The organism is Bradyrhizobium sp. Pha-3, from assembly GCF_042258325.1.
GTDB lineage: Bacteria > Pseudomonadota > Alphaproteobacteria > Rhizobiales > Xanthobacteraceae > Bradyrhizobium > Bradyrhizobium elkanii.
The window spans coordinates 6,345,585-6,364,326 of record NZ_CP170151.1 but is presented as its reverse complement, the minus strand read 5'-3'; the positions used below and the strand labels follow the sequence as shown (position 1 = coordinate 6,364,326).

The following is an 18,742-nucleotide window of genomic DNA, read 5'->3' as shown; positions in this document are numbered from 1 at the left end:
TGAAGTTTCGCGTTCGCCGGCCATCGATCCCAGAATGGTCCTCGTCCGCGACACAACGGGGAGGAGAGAGGGAACGTTCCTATGGAAGGCTTATAGAAAACGTTCCGTGCGGCGCCCGATTGTCGTAAGCGCTATCTCACTGAGCCTGTGGCTTGGATCCACTCCGCGTGGGCTTGTCGAAGCGCATCTGAAAATCTCGGAACCCTGCGCCCCGACAGAGCTTCTTTCCGGATGGATGCCAAGGTAAAAAGACCGGAAGAACCGCCGCCCGAGGCGCGTGACGGCTTCGTTCGCGTCAGAGGCGCGCGCGAGCACAATCTCAAGGATGTCTCGCTCGACATTCCCCGCAACGAGCTCGTGGTGTTCACCGGGGTCTCCGGATCCGGAAAGTCCTCTTTGGCGTTCGGAACCCTATATGCGGAGGCGCAGCGGCGGTATCTCGAATCCGTGTCGCCATATGCGCGTCGGCTGTTTCACCAAATGCAGGTGCCCGACGTCGACGTCGTCGAAGGATTGCCGCCGGCCGTCGCGCTGCAGCAGCAGCGCGGATCGCCGACGACCAGGTCCTCGGTGGGTAGCGTCACCACGTTGTCCAACTTGCTGAGGATGCTGTACTCACGCGCCGGCAGCTATCCGCGCGGCCAACCATTGCTTTACGCGGAATCCTTCTCGCCCAACACGCCGTAGGGCGCCTGTCCCAATTGCCACGGCATCGGGCGTGTCCATCGGGTCGACGAACGGACGTTGGTGCCCAACGACGAATTGACCATTCGTGAGCGGGCGGTCGCGGCCTGGCCGTCGGCCTGGCAGGGGCAGAACCTCAGAGACATCCTGGTCACGCTCGGTTACGACGTCGACCGGCCGTGGCGCGAACTCCCTAAGAATGATCGCGACTGGATCCTCTTCACCGAGGAGCAGCCGACCGTTCCAGTTTACGCAGGATACACACCCGCTGAAACACGCAGGGCCCTGAAGAAAAAGGAAGAACCGAGCTACATGGGCACCTTCACCGGGGCTCGCAAATACGTTCTTCAAACGTATGCCAATACGCAGAGTGCGATGATGAAGCGGCGCGTGGCGCAATTTCTGTCGAGCGACGACTGCCCGGTCTGCAAGGGCAAGAGGCTCAAGCCGGAAGCTCTCTCCGTCAAGTTCGCCCGACTGGACATCGCTGAGATGTCGCGCCTGCCGTTGAAGAAGCTGGACGCGCTCGTCAAGCCGTATATCGATCGAGCGGAGCCGAATGAGTCCCATCCCGAAAAGGCGCTCGTCGTGCAAAGGATCGTCAAAGACCTTGCGGGGCGTCTCGAGGTTTTGCTGGATCTCGGCCTCGGGTATCTGACGCTCGAGCGAAGCACGCCGACCTTGTCTCCGGGCGAACTGCAGCGGCTTCGTCTCGCGACGCAGGTCAGATCAAACCTGTTCGGCGTCGTCTACGTGTTGGACGAACCATCGGCCGGTCTGCACCCGACGGCCACCGAAGCGTTGCTGCGGGCGCTGGAGCGTCTGAAAGCCTCGGGCAACTCGCTCTTCGTTGTCGAACACGAGCTCGACGTGGTGCGCCAGGCCGACTGGATCGTTGATGTCGGGCCCGCCGCGGAGAGCAGGGCGGTAAGATACTCTACAGCGGACGACTTGCGGGCTTGGCCGAAGTGAAATCATCGCAGACGCGGCCCTTCCTTTTCGGCGAAACCGCTGAGCCGACACGAAAGGTTCGCGACCCGATTGGCTGGCTGAAGCTGCGGGGAGTCACGCGCAACAACCTCGGCGGCCTGGATGCCGATCTCCCTCTCGGCGTCCTCACCTGCGTGACCGGCGTCTCGGGCTCGGGCAAGTCCACTCTGGTCAGCCAGTTTCTCGTCGAGGCCGTTGCCGAGCGGCTTGGTCAACGCCGGGAGGCGGATCCGGACGAAGGCGAACTCGAGGAGCGGGTGCGCACGCTGGGCGGCGAGATCGCCGAAGGTCTCGATAGGGTCAAGCGACTCGTCGTTGTCGACCAGAAGCCGATCGGACGAACACCGCGGTCCAATCTGGCGACCTACACCGGATTGCTCGATCACGTGCGCAAGCTATTCGCCGCGACGAAGCAGGCACGCGCCAGGCGATACGACGCCGGCCGGTTCTCGTTCAACGTCGCCAAAGGCCGCTGCGAGACGTGCGAGGGTGAGGGATATGTTTGCGTCGAACTTCTTTTCCTTCCGAGCGTCTACACGCCGTGCCCGACCTGCAAGGGCTCTCGCTATAACGCGAAGACGCTCGAGATCAAAATTCGCGACAAATCGATCGCTGAAGTTCTGGCGATGACGGTCGACGTGGCATTCGCGTTCTTCGGAGAAAACGAAATGCTTTCCCGGTCGCTGGGCGTGCTCCGAGAGGTGGGATTGGGCTACATCAGGCTCGGTCAGTCGGCGACCCAGCTCTCTGGAGGTGAGGCGCAGCGCGTCAAGCTTGCGACTGAGTTGCAGCGGGCGCAGCGCGGCGGGACGCTCTACGTTCTCGACGAACCAACGACCGGCCTGCACCCATCCGACGTTCGGAGGTTGAGCAGGCAGCTTCAAGGCCTCGTCGACGCCGGCAACACCGTGATCCTGGTCGAACACGACATGTCGGTCGCCGCGAACAGCGACTGGATCCTCGATGTGGGGCCCGGAGCAGGCGATGAGGGTGGCCGTATCGTGGCGTCAGGGCCGTCGAAGCAGGTTGCCGCCTCCGGAAGCCGCACAGCGACCTATTTGGCGAAGGCACTTTAGCCTCAAGAGGACCAGCGCCGAATACTTCCAAAGCAACGTCACGGCGACGCCGAGCGGCATGGAAGCAAGAGATACCTGCGTTGGGCCATCGACGTGCTCGGCACCGACCGCATCATGTTCTTGACGGACTATCCGTACCGCTTCGGCCGGCTCTTTCGCCGTGGCGCGCGATCTGAAAGCGCTTCTTGAAAGCCTGCTCTTCGGAGAGAGCGACCCGGAATTGCGGCAGTCGGACTGGCCGCGCAGCGCGTAGCCTGTGCCGAGACTCTCACGGCCTCTCCGCGGCGACGGAGTTGAGCAAAGCGGTCTCCGAAGGTGGTGATGCCGTCGATCGGCCTAGGCATCTAGGTTAGAGGTCACGGATTTTGCAACCCAGCACGATGGCGGCTAGGGTGGCCCCGATGGCATTCGCGCCGACGACGACCCAGTCGTAGCGTAGCAGGCCGTAGACCACCCACAGCGAGAGGCCGAGAGTAAGCGCCGCGAGCATGCCCAGAGAGAGATCTTGCGTTGATCCGCGCGGCCAGGCTTTCCGAACCTGCGGAAGGTAGGACAGCGACGCCAGGACGGCCGCGATGCCGCCGACGTACGATGCGAGTTCACCCATCACGGTGTACCGGCGTTCCGGCACGCCGGCGTTGGATCTCTAAGGCTGCCGGCCGCCTCTGTCGGCAGCCGGCATTCGCATTAGCGAGTATCATGCGGCGCGCTGGTTCACGCTGTTGACGGCCATGTCGCTGAGCTTCTTGTCCGTTGCCTTCTCCTCGTCGAGGTTTTCCTGGAGAATGGAGGCGCAGTCGTCGCGCCCGAGCTTCTTCGCCCACGCGATCAGCGAGCCGTAGCGCGTGATCTCGTAGTGCTCGACGGCCTGCGCGGCTGCGATGAGGGCGGCGTCGAGAACCGTCGTGTCCTCCACGTCGCCGGCTACGTCGTTGGCTTCCTCGAGGATGCCGTCAATCGCGGGGCAGTCCACGCCCTTGGCCTCGGCGCCGTGCATCTTGAAGACCTTTTCGAGCCGAGTGATCTGCTTCTTGGTCTCCGCGAGGTGAGTCTCGAAACCCTTCTTCAAGGATTGGTCGCTCGCCTTCTCGATCATATCCGGCAGATTCTTCGCAATCTGCTGTTCGGCGTAATAGATGTCCTGCAGGGTGTGCACGAAGAGGTCGTTCAGCGTCTTGATGTCCTTGGTGAAGAAACCCATGGATGTCTCCCATTATTGAATTGCCGCACGGCAAACGACGACAAATAGGAAGCGTTCCTAACTGGCCGGCGATGGCTAAGCGAGCCACGCAGCCAACAACGTTTCGGTCGTCACGCACTCGACCTGCTCGCCGAACCGGTTCAGGTAGACAGCCATCATCGCGTCATGGGTCTCGTCCGCGGAACTGCATAGGGCGTCCGTCACAAGGATGACGCGGAAACCCCAGTCGATCGCGCCGAGTGCGGTGGCGAGCACGCAGACCTCCGTTTCGGCGCCCGTGATCACGATGGTGTCGACCGATTTCTCCCGCAGCCGCAGATGGAGGTCCGATCCTGTCCAAGGCGAGTAGACGCGCTTGTCGCAGATCCGCGCAGGAGGAAGAAGTGCGCGAGCTCGGGGACGAGATCCACCATATCCGAGCCAAGGCGCTCGACCGTCATCGAGCTCCAGCGCTCATAATACCGCCGCCACATGCCCGCACGTTGGCTGGCCGTTCGGGCCGGGACGAAGCGGGTGAAAACCGTCCGCTCGGGCCGTCTTGCCGTGACGGCCACGATGTTGGGCAGCACGCTCGAACCATGGCGTCCTCCACTCCGTGTCCTCGGTGAACATTCGCTGCATGTCGACGCAGAGGTGGATCGCGTTGTCCCCGGGCGGTCCACAGTAGATCTTTTTCCGTCATTATCCGGTCAGTCTCGGCATTCGGGCGGAGTTTTCGAATGCAACGAGCGGATCCCTGCGCCGTTCCTTGGCTGCTGGGCCGGCGGAGGCGGCGGGATATAGGAACTGTCACGTCTGCGATCGGTTGACGGCAGTCGCCTGCCGAAAGGAGTTCGAATGGAAAGCACCGTCATCGCAGAATTCCATACCCGGCGAGCGGCGGAGCTCGCGGTCGAGCACGTCGTGCAGGAGTGCCGCGTTCCGGGGGGAGATGTCTTCGTGCAGCCCGCAGGCGCTGCCAAATCTACCGGCGACCGTCGGGCCGGCGCCGACGCGAAGGCGGCCCCGATGCCGAAGCAGGGCGGAATGCTCAAAGGTCCGATCGAGGCGTCGGTCGACTTTCACGAGGGCGACCTGATGCGCGTTGCCGACGCTCTGAAGGGCGCCGGCGCCAAGCTCGTCCGGACGAACTAAGGCGTCGGCCCATGCCAGATTATCCCAAGCCCCCCTTTCCCAATCAGCACCAGCCGATGCCGGGCACGACCGCGAAGATGGATCCGCGTCCAGATCACGGAGAAGCCAGCTATAAGGGATCGGGACGACTCCAAGGCAAACGTGCCATCATCACTGGCGGCGATAGCGGCATCGGGCGCGCGATCACAATCGCGTTCGCCCGCGAGGGCGCCGACGTCCTGATCGCTTACCTCGACGAGACCGATGACGCCAAGGAAGTCGCAGCGCTCGTCGAGAAGGAGGGCCGCAAAGCCATCCTGGTCGATGGCGACTTGCGCTCGGCCGACCATTGCCGCGCCGTGGTCGATCGTGCCGTACGGGACCTCGGCGGCGTCGACATCCTCGTCAACAACGCCGCGCACCAGGCGACTTTCGCCGACATCGGCGACATCAGCGACGAGGAATGGCGCATGACCTTCGAGATCAACATTCACGCGATGTTCTTCCTTGCGAAGGCGGCTGTGCCGCACATGAAGCCAGGCGGCGCCATCATCAATACGGCTTCGGTCAACTCCGACATGCCGAACCCCATTCTGCTGGCCTACGCCACGACGAAGGGCGCCATTCAGAATTTCACCGGCGGTCTGGCTCAGATGCTGGCCGAGAGAGGCATACGCGTGAACGCCGTGGCGCCGGGCCCGATCTGGACGCCCCTCATCCCGTCGACGATGCCGGACGACGCGGTGAAGAACTTTGGCAAGCAGGTGCCGCTGAAGCGCGCCGGTCAACCGGCGGAGCTTGCCACGGCCTATGTGATGCTGGCTGACCCGCTCTCAAGCTACACGTCGGGGACGACCGTCGCGGTCACAGGGGGCAAGCCTTTCATCTGAGATGGCCGGCATCAAGCATCCCGTCACCCCGGATGGGCGCTACTTCGTCGTGAAAGGAAAGCTCTGGCGCCTGAGCGATCCGGACATCGGGCCGCGCGAGAAGGCGCGTCTCGTGAAGGCGCTTATGGATGCACGGCGGGCCGTCAAGGTTTCGAAAAGCGCGGGAGATCGCGACGCCGAACTGGAAGCTCATCTCAGGGTCGACGAAGCGAAGCGCAGCTTGGGCGAGCGCGGGCCGGTGTGGTGGGACGACGGCGCCCCCGACTACAACCGATGCGCCGTCAAGAACACCCCGTACGCCGCGTGGTACGCCAAGACCAAGCGTTATGGCTGATCCGCGGACTTGAGGGTCCGAAGCCGCTTGTGGAGGAAGGCGAGGACCATGATCTCGTCCGAAGTGAGCTTGCCGTATTGGCGCTTGAACTTCTGCGCAATCTTGGCGTCGATCATTTTGACGAGGTCGCCGGACATGTAGGCGCTCAGGATCTCCGGATGGACATAGCTCTTGCGGCAAATGGCCGGCGTATTGCCGAGTTGCTTTGACACCTTCTCGATGGCTGCGACGACGTTCCGCTTGGCCTCTGCCTGGCTGTCGTATTTCTTGAACTCAGACAGCGCGAGGGCCGCAAGCACCGTGCCGGCCCAGGTCCGAAAGTCCTTGGCGCTGAAATCCTGTCCCGTGATCTCCTTGATGTAGCCGTTGACGTCGCCGGAATCCACCATTCGGGAGGTCCCGCCGTCATCGAGATACTTGAAGAGTTCGTGCCCCGGTATTTCTGCGCAACGCTTCACGATGGCAGCGATGCGTCTGTCCTCGACCTGAAGCTTCCATTGCTTGCCCGACTTGCCGGTGAAGTCGAAGCGCAGCACGCCTGGGCCGATCGCCACGTGCTTACGCCGCATTGTGGTGAGCCCGTACGATTTGTTCTTCTCGGCGTATTCGGCGTTGCCGACGCGGATGAGCGTCTTTTCGAGTAGACTCACGATAGTCGCCAGTACCTTATCGCGGGGAAGGCCATCCAGCTTCATGTCCGATACGACACGGGCACGCAGGGGCGGCAACGCCGCCGCGAACTGCATGATGTGCTCGTACTTGTTCTGCTCCCGAAGCTCCCGCCATTTCGGGTGGTACCGGTACTGCTTACGCCCGCGCGCGTCCACTCCGGTCGCCTGGATGTGGCCGTTGGGAGATGGGCATATCCATACGCACTCATACGCCGGAGGGATGCCGATCGATTTGATACGGCGGATGACCGCCTTGTCGATGATTCGCTTGCCGTCTTTGTCGTGGTAAGTGAACGAAGTCCCCGTCCGCCTTCGGCGGTAGCCCGGCGTCGCGTCGCTCACGTATCGCAAGCCTTCCTCCGCAATGGCAGCGGCGACATCGGCCGTACGGGCCAGTAGCTCTTCGTCCTTACTCTCCCGCAGCATCGTTCGTCCTTGCCGTAAGCCGAGAATCCGAGGCCTCCGACAGGAAAGGTCCGATCGGTGTTTTGGTTCCCAGCGGCCTACGGAAACGCATCATCACCGCGCTCGCACCCGCGGCCGTTCGCGCGAAGGCCGAGGTACCCGGGCTGGCGCAGTTCGCCCTTGCTGGTCCACTCCGCAAATTTGACCTCGGCGACCAGAGACGGCCGAACCCAGGTCGTGACGTGCTCGTCTTTTACCTTGACAGGGAAGGGCGACTTTGCCGCCTTTAACTTCACGAGCTTTCCATGGAGCTCTTCCAGGGTCTGGTGGCTGAAGCCGGTGCCGACGTGCCCGATGTACCGCCATCCGCCGTCTTCCCGCACCGAAAGGACGAGAGCGCCGAAGAACGGCCGTGTCCGCCGGGGCGCCGTGAAGCCTGCGATCACGACCTTCTGCCGCTGCGCGGTCTTCACCTTCAGCCAATCGGCGGTCCGGCTGCCGGACGCGTACGGACTGTCGGCGCGCTTGGCAATCATGCCTTCGAGGCGCTTACGTTCGGCCTCCGCGAAAAACTTCTTTCCGCTGCCTTTGCGGTGGTTGCTAAACGCGATCAGCTTGTTGCGCGGAAGGATTGCCTTGAGTCGCTTCTTGCGTTCGAGCAGCGGCAATTTGCGCAGGTCCTCGCCACCCATGAACATCAGGTCGAATGCGCAATACAGGAGTTTCGCTTCATGACGCAATGCATTCTGCAGAAGTTGAAAGTGCGAAACGCCGTCCTCTCCGATGGCGACGAGCTCGCCGTCGATCACCGCGTCACCCTTCACGCCTTCGAGCGCCTTGGCGTCGGCGGTGACGCTGGATGGCTATGCCCAGCCGGTCATTGTGACGACCTATTCCGGTCGGCCAACCAAGCTGGACGGCAATCCGGACCATCCGGCGACACAGGGCCGCAGCGACGTATTCATGCAGGCCGCCGTGCTCGATCTCTACGATCCGGATCGCGCGCAAGCACCTAACCGCCGCGGCGAGCCGGTGACGTGGAACGACGTGCAGCATCACATCGGCCTGTTGCGTCAGCAGTGGGCGCAAAGCCAGGGCGAGGGGCTCGCATTGTTGCTGGGTCATTCGACTTCGCCGACGCTCATTCGCCAGATTGAAGCTCTGGTTCGCGAGTTTCCCAAGGCCCAGATCTATGAGCACGCCGCGGTTGGCGGCGGACGATGGCTCGATTCCACGAGAGCGGCCTATGGCCAGCCGCTGCAACTTCGCCCACAATTCGAGAACTGCGAGGTCGTCGTCAGTCTCGATGATGATTTCTTGGGAGCGGGACCTGACCAGGTCGCCAACGCGCGCGCCTGGTCGGCGGCGCGACATCGCACCGCCGACAAGCCTGGACTTGCGCTGTACATGGCGGAGGCCTTGCCGTCCACGACAGGAGCGATGGCCGAGGCGAGGGTGGCGGTCGATGCCTCGCGCACCTGGCTCATCGCCCAAGGACTCGCCAATTCATATGGCGTTGCCGGCGCGGCAAAACCTGATCTTTCGGCGAAGGAGCAACGATGGCTCGATCGCGCAGTCCATGCGTGCCGGTCCGCGCGTGGCCGAGCGCTCGTGACCTGTAGCCGCTTCGGCGACGACGCGACAGCGTCCTGGGTGGCGCGAACTAACGAGGTGCTCGGCGCGAATGCGCTGCTCGGCGCTGCGGCGCCTGCCCCCAATGTCGCGAACGCCAAGAGGTTGAGCGATTTGGTGAGCGACATTCGCGGCGGCGCTGTAGAAACGCTTGTCATCATTGACGCCAACCCGGCCTATACTGCGTCGGCGTGGCTGGCTTTCAGGGACGCTATCGCGAAGGTCAAATCCTCGGTCCATCTCGGCATCCATCGGGACGAGACAGGGGCGCTTTGCGAATGGCATCTGCCATTGACGCATACGCTGGAGAGTTGGAGCGATGCTCGCTCGATCGATGGAACGGCCACTATCATCCAGCCCACGATTACCCCCCTCTACGACGTCCGCACCGTTCATCACGTCATTGCGTTGCTGCTGGGAGATATGGACCCGTTGCCGGAAGCGCCGGTTCGGGACACGTGGCGCGCGGCGCTTGGCGACGATTTCGAGACGAAGTGGACGCGTTGCCTGCATGACGGCTATGTCCCGGAGCAGAGGACGGCCCCACCGAACATCCGCGCGGCGGCAACCGCCATTGTCCCGCCGCTGCCGGATGACGGACTGGATACTGTCTTTCGGCCCGATCCGACGATCTGGGACGGCAGTTTCGCCAACAATGCCTGGCTGCAGGAGTTGCCGAAGCCGCTCACCACGCTGACTTGGGGCAATGTGATTTCAATCGGTCCGGCGCTGGCCATGCGAAAGGATCTGACCAATGGCGATCATGTCAGGATTAGGGTCCGGGATCGATCGATCACGGGACCTGTGTGGGTCCTGCCGGGCCAGGCCCCGAACACGGTCGCGCTCACGCTCGGCTACGGCCGGAGCAAAGCGGGTCGGGTTGGCGATGGTCTCGGCTACAATGCCTATGAGGTCCAACCGATCGACCAGCCCTGGCAGACCAAGGGCAGCCTGCACAAGCTGGGAACCCGCGAGACGCTGGCCGTCACGCAACTGCATCACCGCATGGAGGGCTTCGACTTCATCCGTGAAGTCAATCTAGCCGACACCGATCATCCCAAGCACGAGAGGTCGCAACCGAGCCTCTATCCGCCAAAGCCTTCGGCGCAAAACGCCTGGGGCATGGTGATCGACCTCGATGTCTGCATCGGATGCAATGCGTGTGTGGCCGCTTGTACGGCCGAGAACAACGTGCCGGTCGTCGGCAGCGAGCAGGTCAAGGTCGGCCGCGAAATGCATTGGCTGCGGATTGCGCGCTACTATGCCGGCGACGTCGAGGAGCCGCGCAGTTTCTTCCAGCCGGTGCCCTGCATGCATTGCGAGCAGGCCCCCTGCGAGATGGGCTGTCCGGTTCACGCCACGACGCACAGTCCGGAGGGCGTCAACCAGATGGTCTACAACCGCTGCATCGGCACCCGGACTTGCTCGAGCTACTGCCCCTACAAGGTGCGCCGCTTCAACTTCTTCGACTATCGCCCTGCGTCCGATGCGCCGGAACATGCTGCACACAATCCGGACGTCACGGTGCGCTCGCGCGGCGTGATGGAGAAGTGCACCTATTGCACGCAGCGGATTGAGGCCGCGCATGTCGCGGCCGACAAGGAGAACCGGCCGATCCGCGACGGCGAGGTGGTGACCGCCTGCCAGAGCGCGTGTCCGACCAAGGCGATCGTGTTCGGGGATATCAGGAATCCCGACTCCGAGGTGTCGCGCCTGCGCGGTGACGGACGGCATTACGTGTTGCTGGAAGAGCAGGGGACGCGACCGCGCACGACCTATCTGGCACGCTGGAAACCCCCGGAAGGCCAGGGATGACCGATCGCACCGCCGATATCCTGCCGCACGACCAGAGCCTCGGGCGGGTCAGCGATCAGCTCACCGGCATTCCCCTACATTTCCCGGCGCGCCGGCGCTGGTGGATTGCGATGATCATCGCATCGGCGCTGCTGCTCCTCCTTGTGATCTCCACAACCGCGCTGTTCACCCGCGGCGTCGGCATCTGGGGCATCAATATCCCCGTCAACTGGGCGTTCGCGATTCACAATTACGTCTGGTGGCTGGGCATCGGTCACGCCGGAACGTTGATCTCGGCGTTGCTGCTGCTGACTGGCAGCGAATGGCGTAATTCGCTCAATCGTTTTGCCGAGACCATGACGCTGTTCGCGGTGATCTGCGCCGGCATCTATCCGGTGCTGCATCTCGGCCGTCCCTGGTATCTGTACTGGATGTTTCCCTACCCCGCGACGATGGGGGTATGGCCGCAGTTTCGCAGCCCGCTGGAATGGGACATCTGGGCGGTCTTGACCTATCTGACCGTATCGCTGGCGTTCTGGTACACCGGCCTCATTCCAGACCTCGCCGCCGCGCGCGACCGGTCGAGGAAGCGCGGCTGGCAGATCTTCTTTGGCATCACGTCGCTCGGTTGGCGCGGCTCGGCCGCGCATTGGCAGCGCTGGTCGCAGGCCTATCGCCTCACAGCGGGGCTTGCGGTGCCGCTCGTCGTGTCCGTGCACAGCGAGGTCTCGCTGCTGTTCGCGGCCGGCCAGATCCCCGGCTGGCACTCGACGATCTTTCCGCCGTACTTCGTGCTCGGTGCGGCCTTCTCGGGCTTTGCGGTGGTCGCAATCATCGCGATCGCGCTGCGGTCCCTGTTCGGTCTCGGCAATCTGGTCACCGATGACCATCTCGATGTACTCGGCAAGGTGCTGCTCGCGTGCGGCCTGATGACAGGCTACGGTTACCTTTTCGAAGTCTTCGACGCGCTCTTCTCCGGTGGAGCGCACGAGATGCAGACGCTGTCGGACCGGCTCACCGGTGCCTATGCCTGGACTTATTGGGGCGCGGTCGTCTTCAATTTCATTCCGCTGCAGGGGCTGTGGTGGCGTTCGGTGCGGCGCAGAGGCTGGATGCTGCTGTCGATCTCCATCTCGGCCGTGATCGGAATGTGGCTGGAGCGTTACATGATCCTCGTCACCAGCCTCTACCGCGACTTCCTGGTGTCGTCCTGGGGCGCGTTCACCCCGACCTTCTGGGACTGGTCGACTTATCTCGGCACGATCGGTCTGTTTCTGGTGCCGTTCCTGCTTGCGATCCGCTTCATTCCCATGATTTCGATCTTTGAGACCGAGGAGCTGTTGCACAAGGAGCAGGAGGAGCCTCATGGCTGAGCACTCCTTCGGCCTGCTCGGCGAGTTCGCTACCCCAGAGGCGCTGCTCGCGGCCGCGCGCAAGGCCCGCGAGGCGGGCTATCGCAAGCTCGATGCGTTCACGCCGTTTCCCGTCGAGGGGCTGGCGAGAGTCCTGCGGCTGCCGACGCCCCGGCTTTCCATCGTTGGTCTCGTTGGCGGTCTCGCGGGCGCTGCCATCGCGCTGCTGATGCAACTCTATGTGAATTACGACTATCCGCTCGATGTCGGAGGGCGGCCACTCTACGCACTCTCGGCTTTCGCCGTCGTGGTGTTCGAACTGACGATCCTGGTGTCGGCACTCGCGATGATCATCGCCATGCTCTGGCAAAACGGCCTGCCGCGGCTCAATCATCCGATCTTCAACGCCCGTCATGTCGCCCGCGCCAGCAAGGACCGGTTCTTTCTGTGCGTGCTGGCCGAGGACGCAGCGTTCGATTCCGATAAGACGGCGGCTTTCCTGCAGAGCGCTGGGGCGCTGTCAGTGGAGCTCGTGTCGTCATGAAGGGCGCATGGCTTCTTGCGTCGGCCTTGCTGCTCGCCGGGTGCGACCAAAACATGGACGCGCAGCCTCGTTACAGTGAGTACAGCCGCGCGCCGCTGTTTCGCGGCAGCGCATTGCGCAAACCGCCAGCGGGCGCGGTCGACCGCGACGCGCTGGCGGAACAGGCCGCTGTGCGGACCAAGCCGCCATTGACAGCGGCGTTGCTGGAGCGGGGCCGTCAGCGCTTCGACATCTTCTGCTCGCCGTGCCACGGCGCCAATGGGGACGGCAACGGCATCATCGTCGAGCGCGGCATGCCGCGGCCGACCAATTACCATGCCGAGCGGCTGCGGAACGCCGAAGATCAGCATCTCTTCGACGTTGTCAGCAACGGCTACGGCGCGATGTATTCCTATGGCGCGCGCGTGCCGTCGCGGGATCGCTGGGCGATCGTTGCCTATATTCGCGCGCTGCAGTTCAGTCGTCATGCGTCGATCGACGATGTGCCCGCCGGCCCGCGCGGCAAGCTTGTGGAACAACCATGATCGGACGCGACCTGCGCGATCGCCGTTTGATGATTGCCGTGGTCGGCGCGGCCGGCATGCTGGTTGCTGGTGCGTTCGCGGACCATCGTTCGACCGCCGCGGCCTATCTCGTGGCCTGGATCGCAGTCAGTGCGGTTCCGATCGGGACGCTCGGCGTGCTCATGACGAGCTATCTGGTGCGGCGGGCGTGGACGGAGGAACTGCAGCCGGCAATGACGGCGATCTGCGCCACCCTTCCTATTTTCGGCGTGCTCTTCCTGCCGGTCCTGCTCGACCTCGCTACGCTCTATCCTGCGGCCGGACCTCACGCGGCGCTACCGGCCTTCAAGGCGGTCTATCTCGCTCCGTGGTTCGTGGCGGCGCGAACGGTGGTTTATTTCATCGTCTGGACCTGGCTTGCCCTGAAGTTGCGGGCGGCCTGGCCGGACCGGGATCGCACGGCGAGGACGGCGTGCGGTGGACTGATCGTCTACGCGATCTCCGTGTCGTTCGCCGGTGTGGATTGGATCGAAGCGCTGGAGCCGCAGTTCCATTCATCGATTTATGGCCTGCTGTATCTCGGTATGGTGCTACTGGACGGCGTCGCCGGCGCCATCGGCCTTGGACTTCTGCTGTGCGGCATAAGGCGAGCCGGCGGCTACAGCGCGCTGCTGTTGTCGACGATCCTGCTCTGGGCCTATCTGCACGCCATGCAATACATCGTCATCTGGTCGGCCAACATTCCGGACGAGGTGGCCTGGTACATCGATCGCTCGTCGAACGGCTGGCAGTTCGTCCTGTCGCTCCTGGCCGTCGGCCAGCTCGTGTTTCCGTTCTTCGCGCTGCTCAGTCACCGCATCCGCGCCGATCCGTTGGCTGCTCGGACTATGCGCCCTCACGCTCGCGATGCGGATTTGCGAGGCTTCGGTCCTGGCATTCCCTGCCATTGATGGCCTCCACGGCTGGCTCGCCGGCATCATGCTGGTGACCGCGCTCGCCCTGCTTATGGGGGTATTGGCCTGGGGCGTAGCGTTCCGCCCGCGCCATGGCAGATGGCTCAACTTCGCGCCACCTCGCGTTCGCGCCGAAGCAGAGCGACGATGAGCACGCCGAGCAAGACCAAGGTCGCAAGACCGGTCGCCTTGAGCAGGCGACCGACCGCGAGCGTGTAGAGACCGCTTGCGGGATCAAACCCGTAGCACATCAGCCTGACATGATCGGTCCATCCGCCAATGCGGCCTTGACCGGCCTCGACCAGCGCCAGGCGCAGATTGGCGGGATCGAGCCCGAGACCGGGCAGGGCGCGCGCAATGCGACCGTCGGCCGTGACGACAAAGGCGGCTGCGGGATGCGCGTAGCGGTCCTTGTCGCGGTCGTAGACGGCTTCAAATCCGAATGCTCGTGTCAGTGCCGCGATATCGCCGGCATCTCCGCGCAGGACGTGGGTGGCGTCGCCCAGCGCTTCGAGGCCGACTTGCGCCTGCTTCATCTCCTTCGCGTTCTCCGCGGTATCCTGCGGGTCGAAGCTCACGACGTTCAGATCGAAGTCCTGACCGGGACGCAGGCCGGACTGCCGGAGCGCATCGGAGATGGTGCTGACCACCGGGCCGCACAACGTATCGCAGGTGAAACCTGCGAAGACCCACACGCTTGGCCCGCCGGCAACCCATTGCCGGATCGGCCGTGCGACGCCGTTTTCGTCCCGCAAGCGGACGCTCAGCGGTAGCACGGCGCCGGGCCGGGGCGATGCCTCGACCCCGGCGAGATCGGACCTGGTCAACTCGGCGCGCGCCGGCGCCAGTGCTGCGCAGACCAAACAGACGGCAAGCATCAACTGGCGATGCATCGCTCCTGGCCTTCATTTCTCCTTGCCGGGCAAGACCGTCTCGAGCAGCTGACGCGCTGCGCCGCGGATGACGCCGACTTCGTTCGGGTCGCCCTTGGCAAGCGCGATCGAGAAGTTCTTGGCTTGCTCGAGCGTGATATGCGGCGGTAGCGGGGGCACTTCCGGATCTGTCTTGACTTCCAGCACCACCGGAATGTCGCTCGCGAGCGCCTGCTCCCAGGCCGAGCCGAGCTGTGCGGGGTCGTCGACATAAATCCCCCGCAGCCCGCTCAGGTCGGCGAAACGCGAATAAGACACGCTGGGGATGCGGTGCGATGCCTCGAACTTGGGATCGGCATTGATGATGCGCTGTTCCCATGTCACTTGGTTGAGATCTTCATTGTTGAAGACGCAGACAATCCAGCGGTGGTCGCTCCAGTCGCGCCAGTATTTGGCGACCGTGATAAGCTCGGCCATGTTGTTCATCTGCATGGCGCCGTCGCCAACCAGCGCAATGACGGGACGATCGGGCGCTGCATATTTGGCGGCGATTGCGTAGGGAACGGCCGCGCCCATCGATGCCAGGCCGCCCGACAGCGAGGCGTTGAGGCCGGGACGCATCTTCAGATCACGGGCAAACCAGTTGGCGCAGGAGCCGGAATCGCTGGTGATGATCGCGCGATCGGGAATGCGCGGCGACAGCTCCCATGTCACGCGCTGAGGATTGACCGGCTTGGCCGGCTGGTGTGCACGATCCTGCAATGTCTTCCACCAGGCCCGGACATTGTCCTCGATCGTCTTTCGCCAGCTGCCGTCGCTGTTCTGCTTCAGGCGCGGAAGCAGCGCGCGCAGCGTCTCCGCGGCGTCGCCCACGAGGCCAATCTCCATCGGAAAGCGGATCGAGAGCATGCTGGCGTCGATGTCGATCTGGACGCCGCGGGCCTGGACCTCCTTGGGCAGGAACTCGGAATAGGGAAACGCTGAACCGATCATCAAGAGCGTGTCGCACTCCATCATCAGGTCGTAGCTCGGCTCGGTGCCGAGCAAGCCGATCGAGCCCGTCACCCATGGCAGGTCGTCGGGCAACACGGCCTTGCCGAGCAACGCCTTGGCGCATCCGGCCGACAGCCGGTCGGCGACGGAGGCGACCGCATTGGTCGCGCCAAGTGCGCCGGCGCCGACGAGCATGGCGACCTTCTTGCCGGCGTTGAGAATGTCGGCGGCGCGATCGAGTTCGGCCTCCGCCGGAACGATCCTCGGCGGAGTGTATCCGACGCCGGATCGCAGCGTGCCGTGCGCGCGGGGCGGATCCTCGTAATCCTGTTCCTGCAGATCATTCGGCAGGATCAGCGCGGTCACGGTACGCTGGGCGAGGGCAATGCGCGCGGCACGGTCGATCAGATGGCGGACCTGAGCGGGCGAGGAGGCCTGCGCGACGTACGCGCCGGCGACGTCCTTGAACATCGAGACCAGGTCGAGCTCCTGCTGATACTGCCCGCCCAGCGCGTTCCGCGCCTGCTGGCCCACGATGGCGAGCACCGGCTGATGGTCGAGCATTGCGTCATACAGACCGGTGATCAGGTGGGAGGCGCCGGGGCCCGACGTCGCGACGCAGACGCCAAGGCGGCCGGAAAATTTGGCATAGGCACACGCCATGAACGCCGCCATCTCCTCGTGGCGCGCCTGGATGAAATCGATCTTGCTTTCGGCGCGATTGAGCGCACCGAACACGCCATTGATGCCATCGCCGGGATAACCGAAGAGATGCCGCACGCCCCAATCCTGGAGGCGCTGCACTACGAAATCGCCAACGGTCTTGGACATCGTGCATATCCCGGTGCATATCCCGAAAATTGAATATGAGCAGTGAACGGCGGGGATTGGCAGCCGTTCCAAAGCGATCCGCCCCTCAAGTAGGAGACGGCATCGGAGAAGAAGTTGGCAGGTGCAATGGTCACCGAACGTATGAGGATCCGCGGCGACATGCGGTTGCCCATTAGATTGGAGAGCCAACTTTTCGCGGTAGGCAGGGTTCCTATGAACGTCATCTCCGCAACGGGATTGCGGAGATTATGGCGAGTTCGGCCTGATGAAAGGAGCCTTCTCTCCGCACTTCGAGTCCGAGAACGTGCTTGTGCGCGAGGCGTTGGCGAGAGCGCTGGGCGACCAGCAGCTTTGCCTCGAGGAAGATCAACTCAAGAGCCTCGACCTCGAAGGCGCGATCCGCAGATACCTGAACACGACCTTCTCGAAGACCCTGCGGATGGGTGTCCCTCCGCGGCGTTACTTCCGGGGATCGCCCCTCAGCCCCGGTCCACCAGGATTACGAGCGAGTGCGGCCCGCCAGCACGCGGGGGACATCTTCGGCCTCATGGTCCCTCCAGCTTGCGCGGGCCGTGCACCTTCCATTGCCGAAGCGCAACTAATCCTGGATGGAGGCGTTGAGGCGGCGCTGCCTTGGCGCGAGCCTCAGCACAGGAAGGACGGAGAGATTCAGGTCGGACACGCCTGTGAGCCCAAATTACTAGTATTCACTTGTAGCCCAAAGCTGAAACCGAACGGCATTTAGCTATGGTCGACTTTTCCTGCACCGAAAATTCGATGTTTCGAATGTGGCGCCGGAAGACGTTAGTTCATACGGTGGGTTTAGAGAAGGACGCCAACGTTGGCGGCTCACTCTCCCGGCTGTTCGGATGTCGTTCCGGTGCTGAATGAATAGCGTCTGACTTGCGTAGAAGCTATCCAGTGTCCTTCAAGTTCCGTTGCGTTCTGGCCCCGGCTGGCCATCCTCCCAATCCGTTCCTCTTGTTCAGCAATGCGTCGTTCGCTTTGAGCCTGCTCCAGACGGTGAACCTGCATCCTGTGAAAGGGAAATCGAAGCGGACCAGTGGCGGCGCGCCTCCGTTCTATATGCGGGCGGAGCGCACTTGGTCTCTCAGCCCCTGACGCCTACGGGCTGAAACCTTACGCCGCATTGCCGAGGTGCCGGCTGCTTGATCTAATGGCGCCTGGCTTTCATGCAGGCACTGCCTTGAACAGATTCGAGATAGGCATTCATTTCGTCACGCTGGCGGCAGCGTTTGCGCTCGCTGTGCCGATTGGATGGGACCGGGAGAAGCGGGCGCGTAGTGCGGGGCTGCGCACTTTTCCGCTGGTCGCGCTGGCGAGCTGCGGCTTCGTCCAGGCCAGCGAACACCTGCTGGCGCACTCGCCCGACGGGATGGCGAAGGTCATCGAAGGTCTAATCACCGGCATCGGCTTCATCGGCGGCGGCGCGATCCTTAAGCAGGGCAATATGGTACAGGGTACCGCGACCGCCGCCAGCCTGTGGGCGACCGGCGCGACCGGAGTCTCGGTCGGGCTCGGCAGCTACGACGTCGCGGTGACGATCGCGCTGTTCACCTTCCTGACCCTCCGGTTGCTAACCCTCGTTAAGGAAGAGGACGACCCTCAGTGACATCTTTAAGGCTCGGCCTTCGCGAAGAATCTGGGATGGATCGGCGCCACCGGCCACGTCGGACGCGGTCGTCAGGAAGCAAAAGTAGCGGCCCAGTAAGGCAGCTGGGAGCGCTGCTTTACTTCCGAGCCGCGGTTTATTTCTTCATGTGATCCTTCGACATCGCGCCACTCTTGTCCGTCGTACCTTCCTTCAGTTTCGGGTCATTCTGGGTCGCGCCGGGATTCGCAGCGCTGGGAGTGCTGGACGCGCCCTGACCGTAAGCGTCGTT

Annotated in this window: 14 protein-coding genes and 3 pseudogenes; 10 read left to right on the top strand and 7 right to left on the bottom strand. The window is 63.3% G+C overall.

Going from position 1 to position 18,742, the window contains the following annotated elements:
- The first annotated feature begins 231 nt into the window (after positions 1 to 231).
- A pseudogene (locus ACE10X_RS30255) lies at positions 232 to 2,750 on the top strand (excinuclease ABC subunit A).
- Between the two features lie 349 nt (positions 2,751 to 3,099).
- On the opposite strand, the gene ACE10X_RS30250 reads toward ACE10X_RS30255, so the two are convergent.
- From ACE10X_RS30250 to ACE10X_RS30240, 3 genes and pseudogenes are all read right to left on the bottom strand, one after another.
- Positions 3,100 to 3,357 carry a SemiSWEET family sugar transporter gene (locus ACE10X_RS30250; RefSeq protein WP_038387028.1) on the bottom strand — a complete coding sequence of 86 codons (258 nt, stop codon included), beginning with the start codon at positions 3,355 to 3,357 and terminating at the stop codon, positions 3,100 to 3,102.
- Between the two features lie 90 nt (positions 3,358 to 3,447).
- Complete coding sequence (locus tag ACE10X_RS30245; protein ID WP_038387014.1) at positions 3,448 to 3,951, bottom strand: ferritin-like domain-containing protein; 504 nt, start codon at positions 3,949 to 3,951, stop codon at positions 3,448 to 3,450.
- Positions 3,952 to 4,026: 75 nt separating this feature from the next.
- Positions 4,027 to 4,572 (bottom strand): annotated as a pseudogene (locus ACE10X_RS30240) (cysteine hydrolase family protein).
- A 216-nt stretch (positions 4,573 to 4,788) separates the two neighbouring features.
- Between ACE10X_RS30240 and ACE10X_RS30235 the strand changes: the two are divergent.
- From ACE10X_RS30235 to ACE10X_RS30225, 3 genes are read left to right on the top strand one after another with little or no spacing between them, the layout of a single operon-like run.
- Positions 4,789 to 5,085: a hypothetical protein gene (locus tag ACE10X_RS30235; RefSeq protein WP_038387013.1), complete on the top strand. Its 297-nt coding sequence runs from the start codon at positions 4,789 to 4,791 to the stop codon at positions 5,083 to 5,085.
- Between the two features lie 11 nt (positions 5,086 to 5,096).
- Positions 5,097 to 5,954 carry a glucose 1-dehydrogenase gene (locus ACE10X_RS30230; protein ID WP_038387012.1) on the top strand — a complete coding sequence of 286 codons (858 nt, stop codon included), beginning with the start codon at positions 5,097 to 5,099 and terminating at the stop codon, positions 5,952 to 5,954.
- Position 5,955: 1 nt separating this feature from the next.
- Entirely contained in the window at positions 5,956 to 6,288 is a 333-nt protein-coding gene (locus ACE10X_RS30225) for a hypothetical protein (RefSeq protein ID WP_038387011.1), read from the top strand.
- Here the strand turns inward: ACE10X_RS30225 and ACE10X_RS30220 are convergent.
- Together ACE10X_RS30220 and ligD are read right to left on the bottom strand one after the other, a co-directional pair.
- Entirely contained in the window at positions 6,279 to 7,385 is a 1,107-nt protein-coding gene (locus ACE10X_RS30220; protein ID WP_038387010.1) for a DNA topoisomerase IB, read from the bottom strand. The genes ACE10X_RS30225 and ACE10X_RS30220 overlap by 10 nt on opposite strands.
- Positions 7,386 to 7,462: 77 nt before the next feature.
- Positions 7,463 to 8,206 (bottom strand): annotated as a pseudogene (gene ligD / locus ACE10X_RS30215) (non-homologous end-joining DNA ligase); the annotation flags it as partial.
- 7 nt (positions 8,207 to 8,213) lie between these two features.
- On the opposite strand from ligD, the gene ACE10X_RS30210 reads away from it, so the two are divergent.
- From ACE10X_RS30210 to ACE10X_RS30190, 5 genes are read left to right on the top strand one after another with little or no spacing between them, the layout of a single operon-like run.
- Positions 8,214 to 10,811 carry a 4Fe-4S dicluster domain-containing protein gene (locus ACE10X_RS30210; protein ID WP_375763292.1) on the top strand — a complete coding sequence of 866 codons (2,598 nt, stop codon included), beginning with the start codon at positions 8,214 to 8,216 and terminating at the stop codon, positions 10,809 to 10,811.
- The gene (nrfD, locus tag ACE10X_RS30205; protein WP_209910692.1) at positions 10,808 to 12,163 is read left to right on the top strand and encodes an NrfD/PsrC family molybdoenzyme membrane anchor subunit; all 1,356 of its coding nucleotides are present in this window, start codon (positions 10,808 to 10,810) and stop codon (positions 12,161 to 12,163) included. The genes ACE10X_RS30210 and nrfD overlap by 4 nt, the downstream gene beginning before the upstream one ends.
- Positions 12,156 to 12,686 carry a DUF3341 domain-containing protein gene (locus ACE10X_RS30200; protein ID WP_209910695.1) on the top strand — a complete coding sequence of 177 codons (531 nt, stop codon included), beginning with the start codon at positions 12,156 to 12,158 and terminating at the stop codon, positions 12,684 to 12,686. The genes nrfD and ACE10X_RS30200 overlap by 8 nt, the downstream gene beginning before the upstream one ends.
- Positions 12,683 to 13,210: a c-type cytochrome gene (locus ACE10X_RS30195; protein ID WP_375763291.1), complete on the top strand. Its 528-nt coding sequence runs from the start codon at positions 12,683 to 12,685 to the stop codon at positions 13,208 to 13,210. The genes ACE10X_RS30200 and ACE10X_RS30195 overlap by 4 nt, the downstream gene beginning before the upstream one ends.
- Complete coding sequence (locus tag ACE10X_RS30190; RefSeq protein WP_375763290.1) at positions 13,207 to 14,139, top strand: hypothetical protein; 933 nt, start codon at positions 13,207 to 13,209, stop codon at positions 14,137 to 14,139. Before ACE10X_RS30195 ends, ACE10X_RS30190 begins: the two co-directional genes overlap by 4 nt.
- A 107-nt stretch (positions 14,140 to 14,246) precedes the next feature.
- Here ACE10X_RS30190 and ACE10X_RS30185 read toward each other — a convergent pair whose 3' ends face one another.
- Positions 14,247 to 15,035, bottom strand: coding sequence for an SCO family protein (locus ACE10X_RS30185; protein ID WP_209910704.1), 789 nt, complete (start codon positions 15,033 to 15,035; stop codon positions 14,247 to 14,249).
- A gap of 12 nt (positions 15,036 to 15,047) precedes the next feature.
- Positions 15,048 to 16,838, bottom strand: a complete 1,791-nt coding sequence (locus ACE10X_RS30180; RefSeq protein WP_375763289.1) for a thiamine pyrophosphate-requiring protein — start codon at positions 16,836 to 16,838, stop codon at positions 15,048 to 15,050.
- Between the two features lie 1,207 nt (positions 16,839 to 18,045).
- On the opposite strand from ACE10X_RS30180, the gene ACE10X_RS30175 reads away from it, so the two are divergent.
- Complete coding sequence (locus ACE10X_RS30175) at positions 18,046 to 18,471, top strand: MgtC/SapB family protein (protein WP_038387019.1); 426 nt, start codon at positions 18,046 to 18,048, stop codon at positions 18,469 to 18,471.
- Positions 18,472 to 18,742 lie beyond the last annotated feature (271 nt).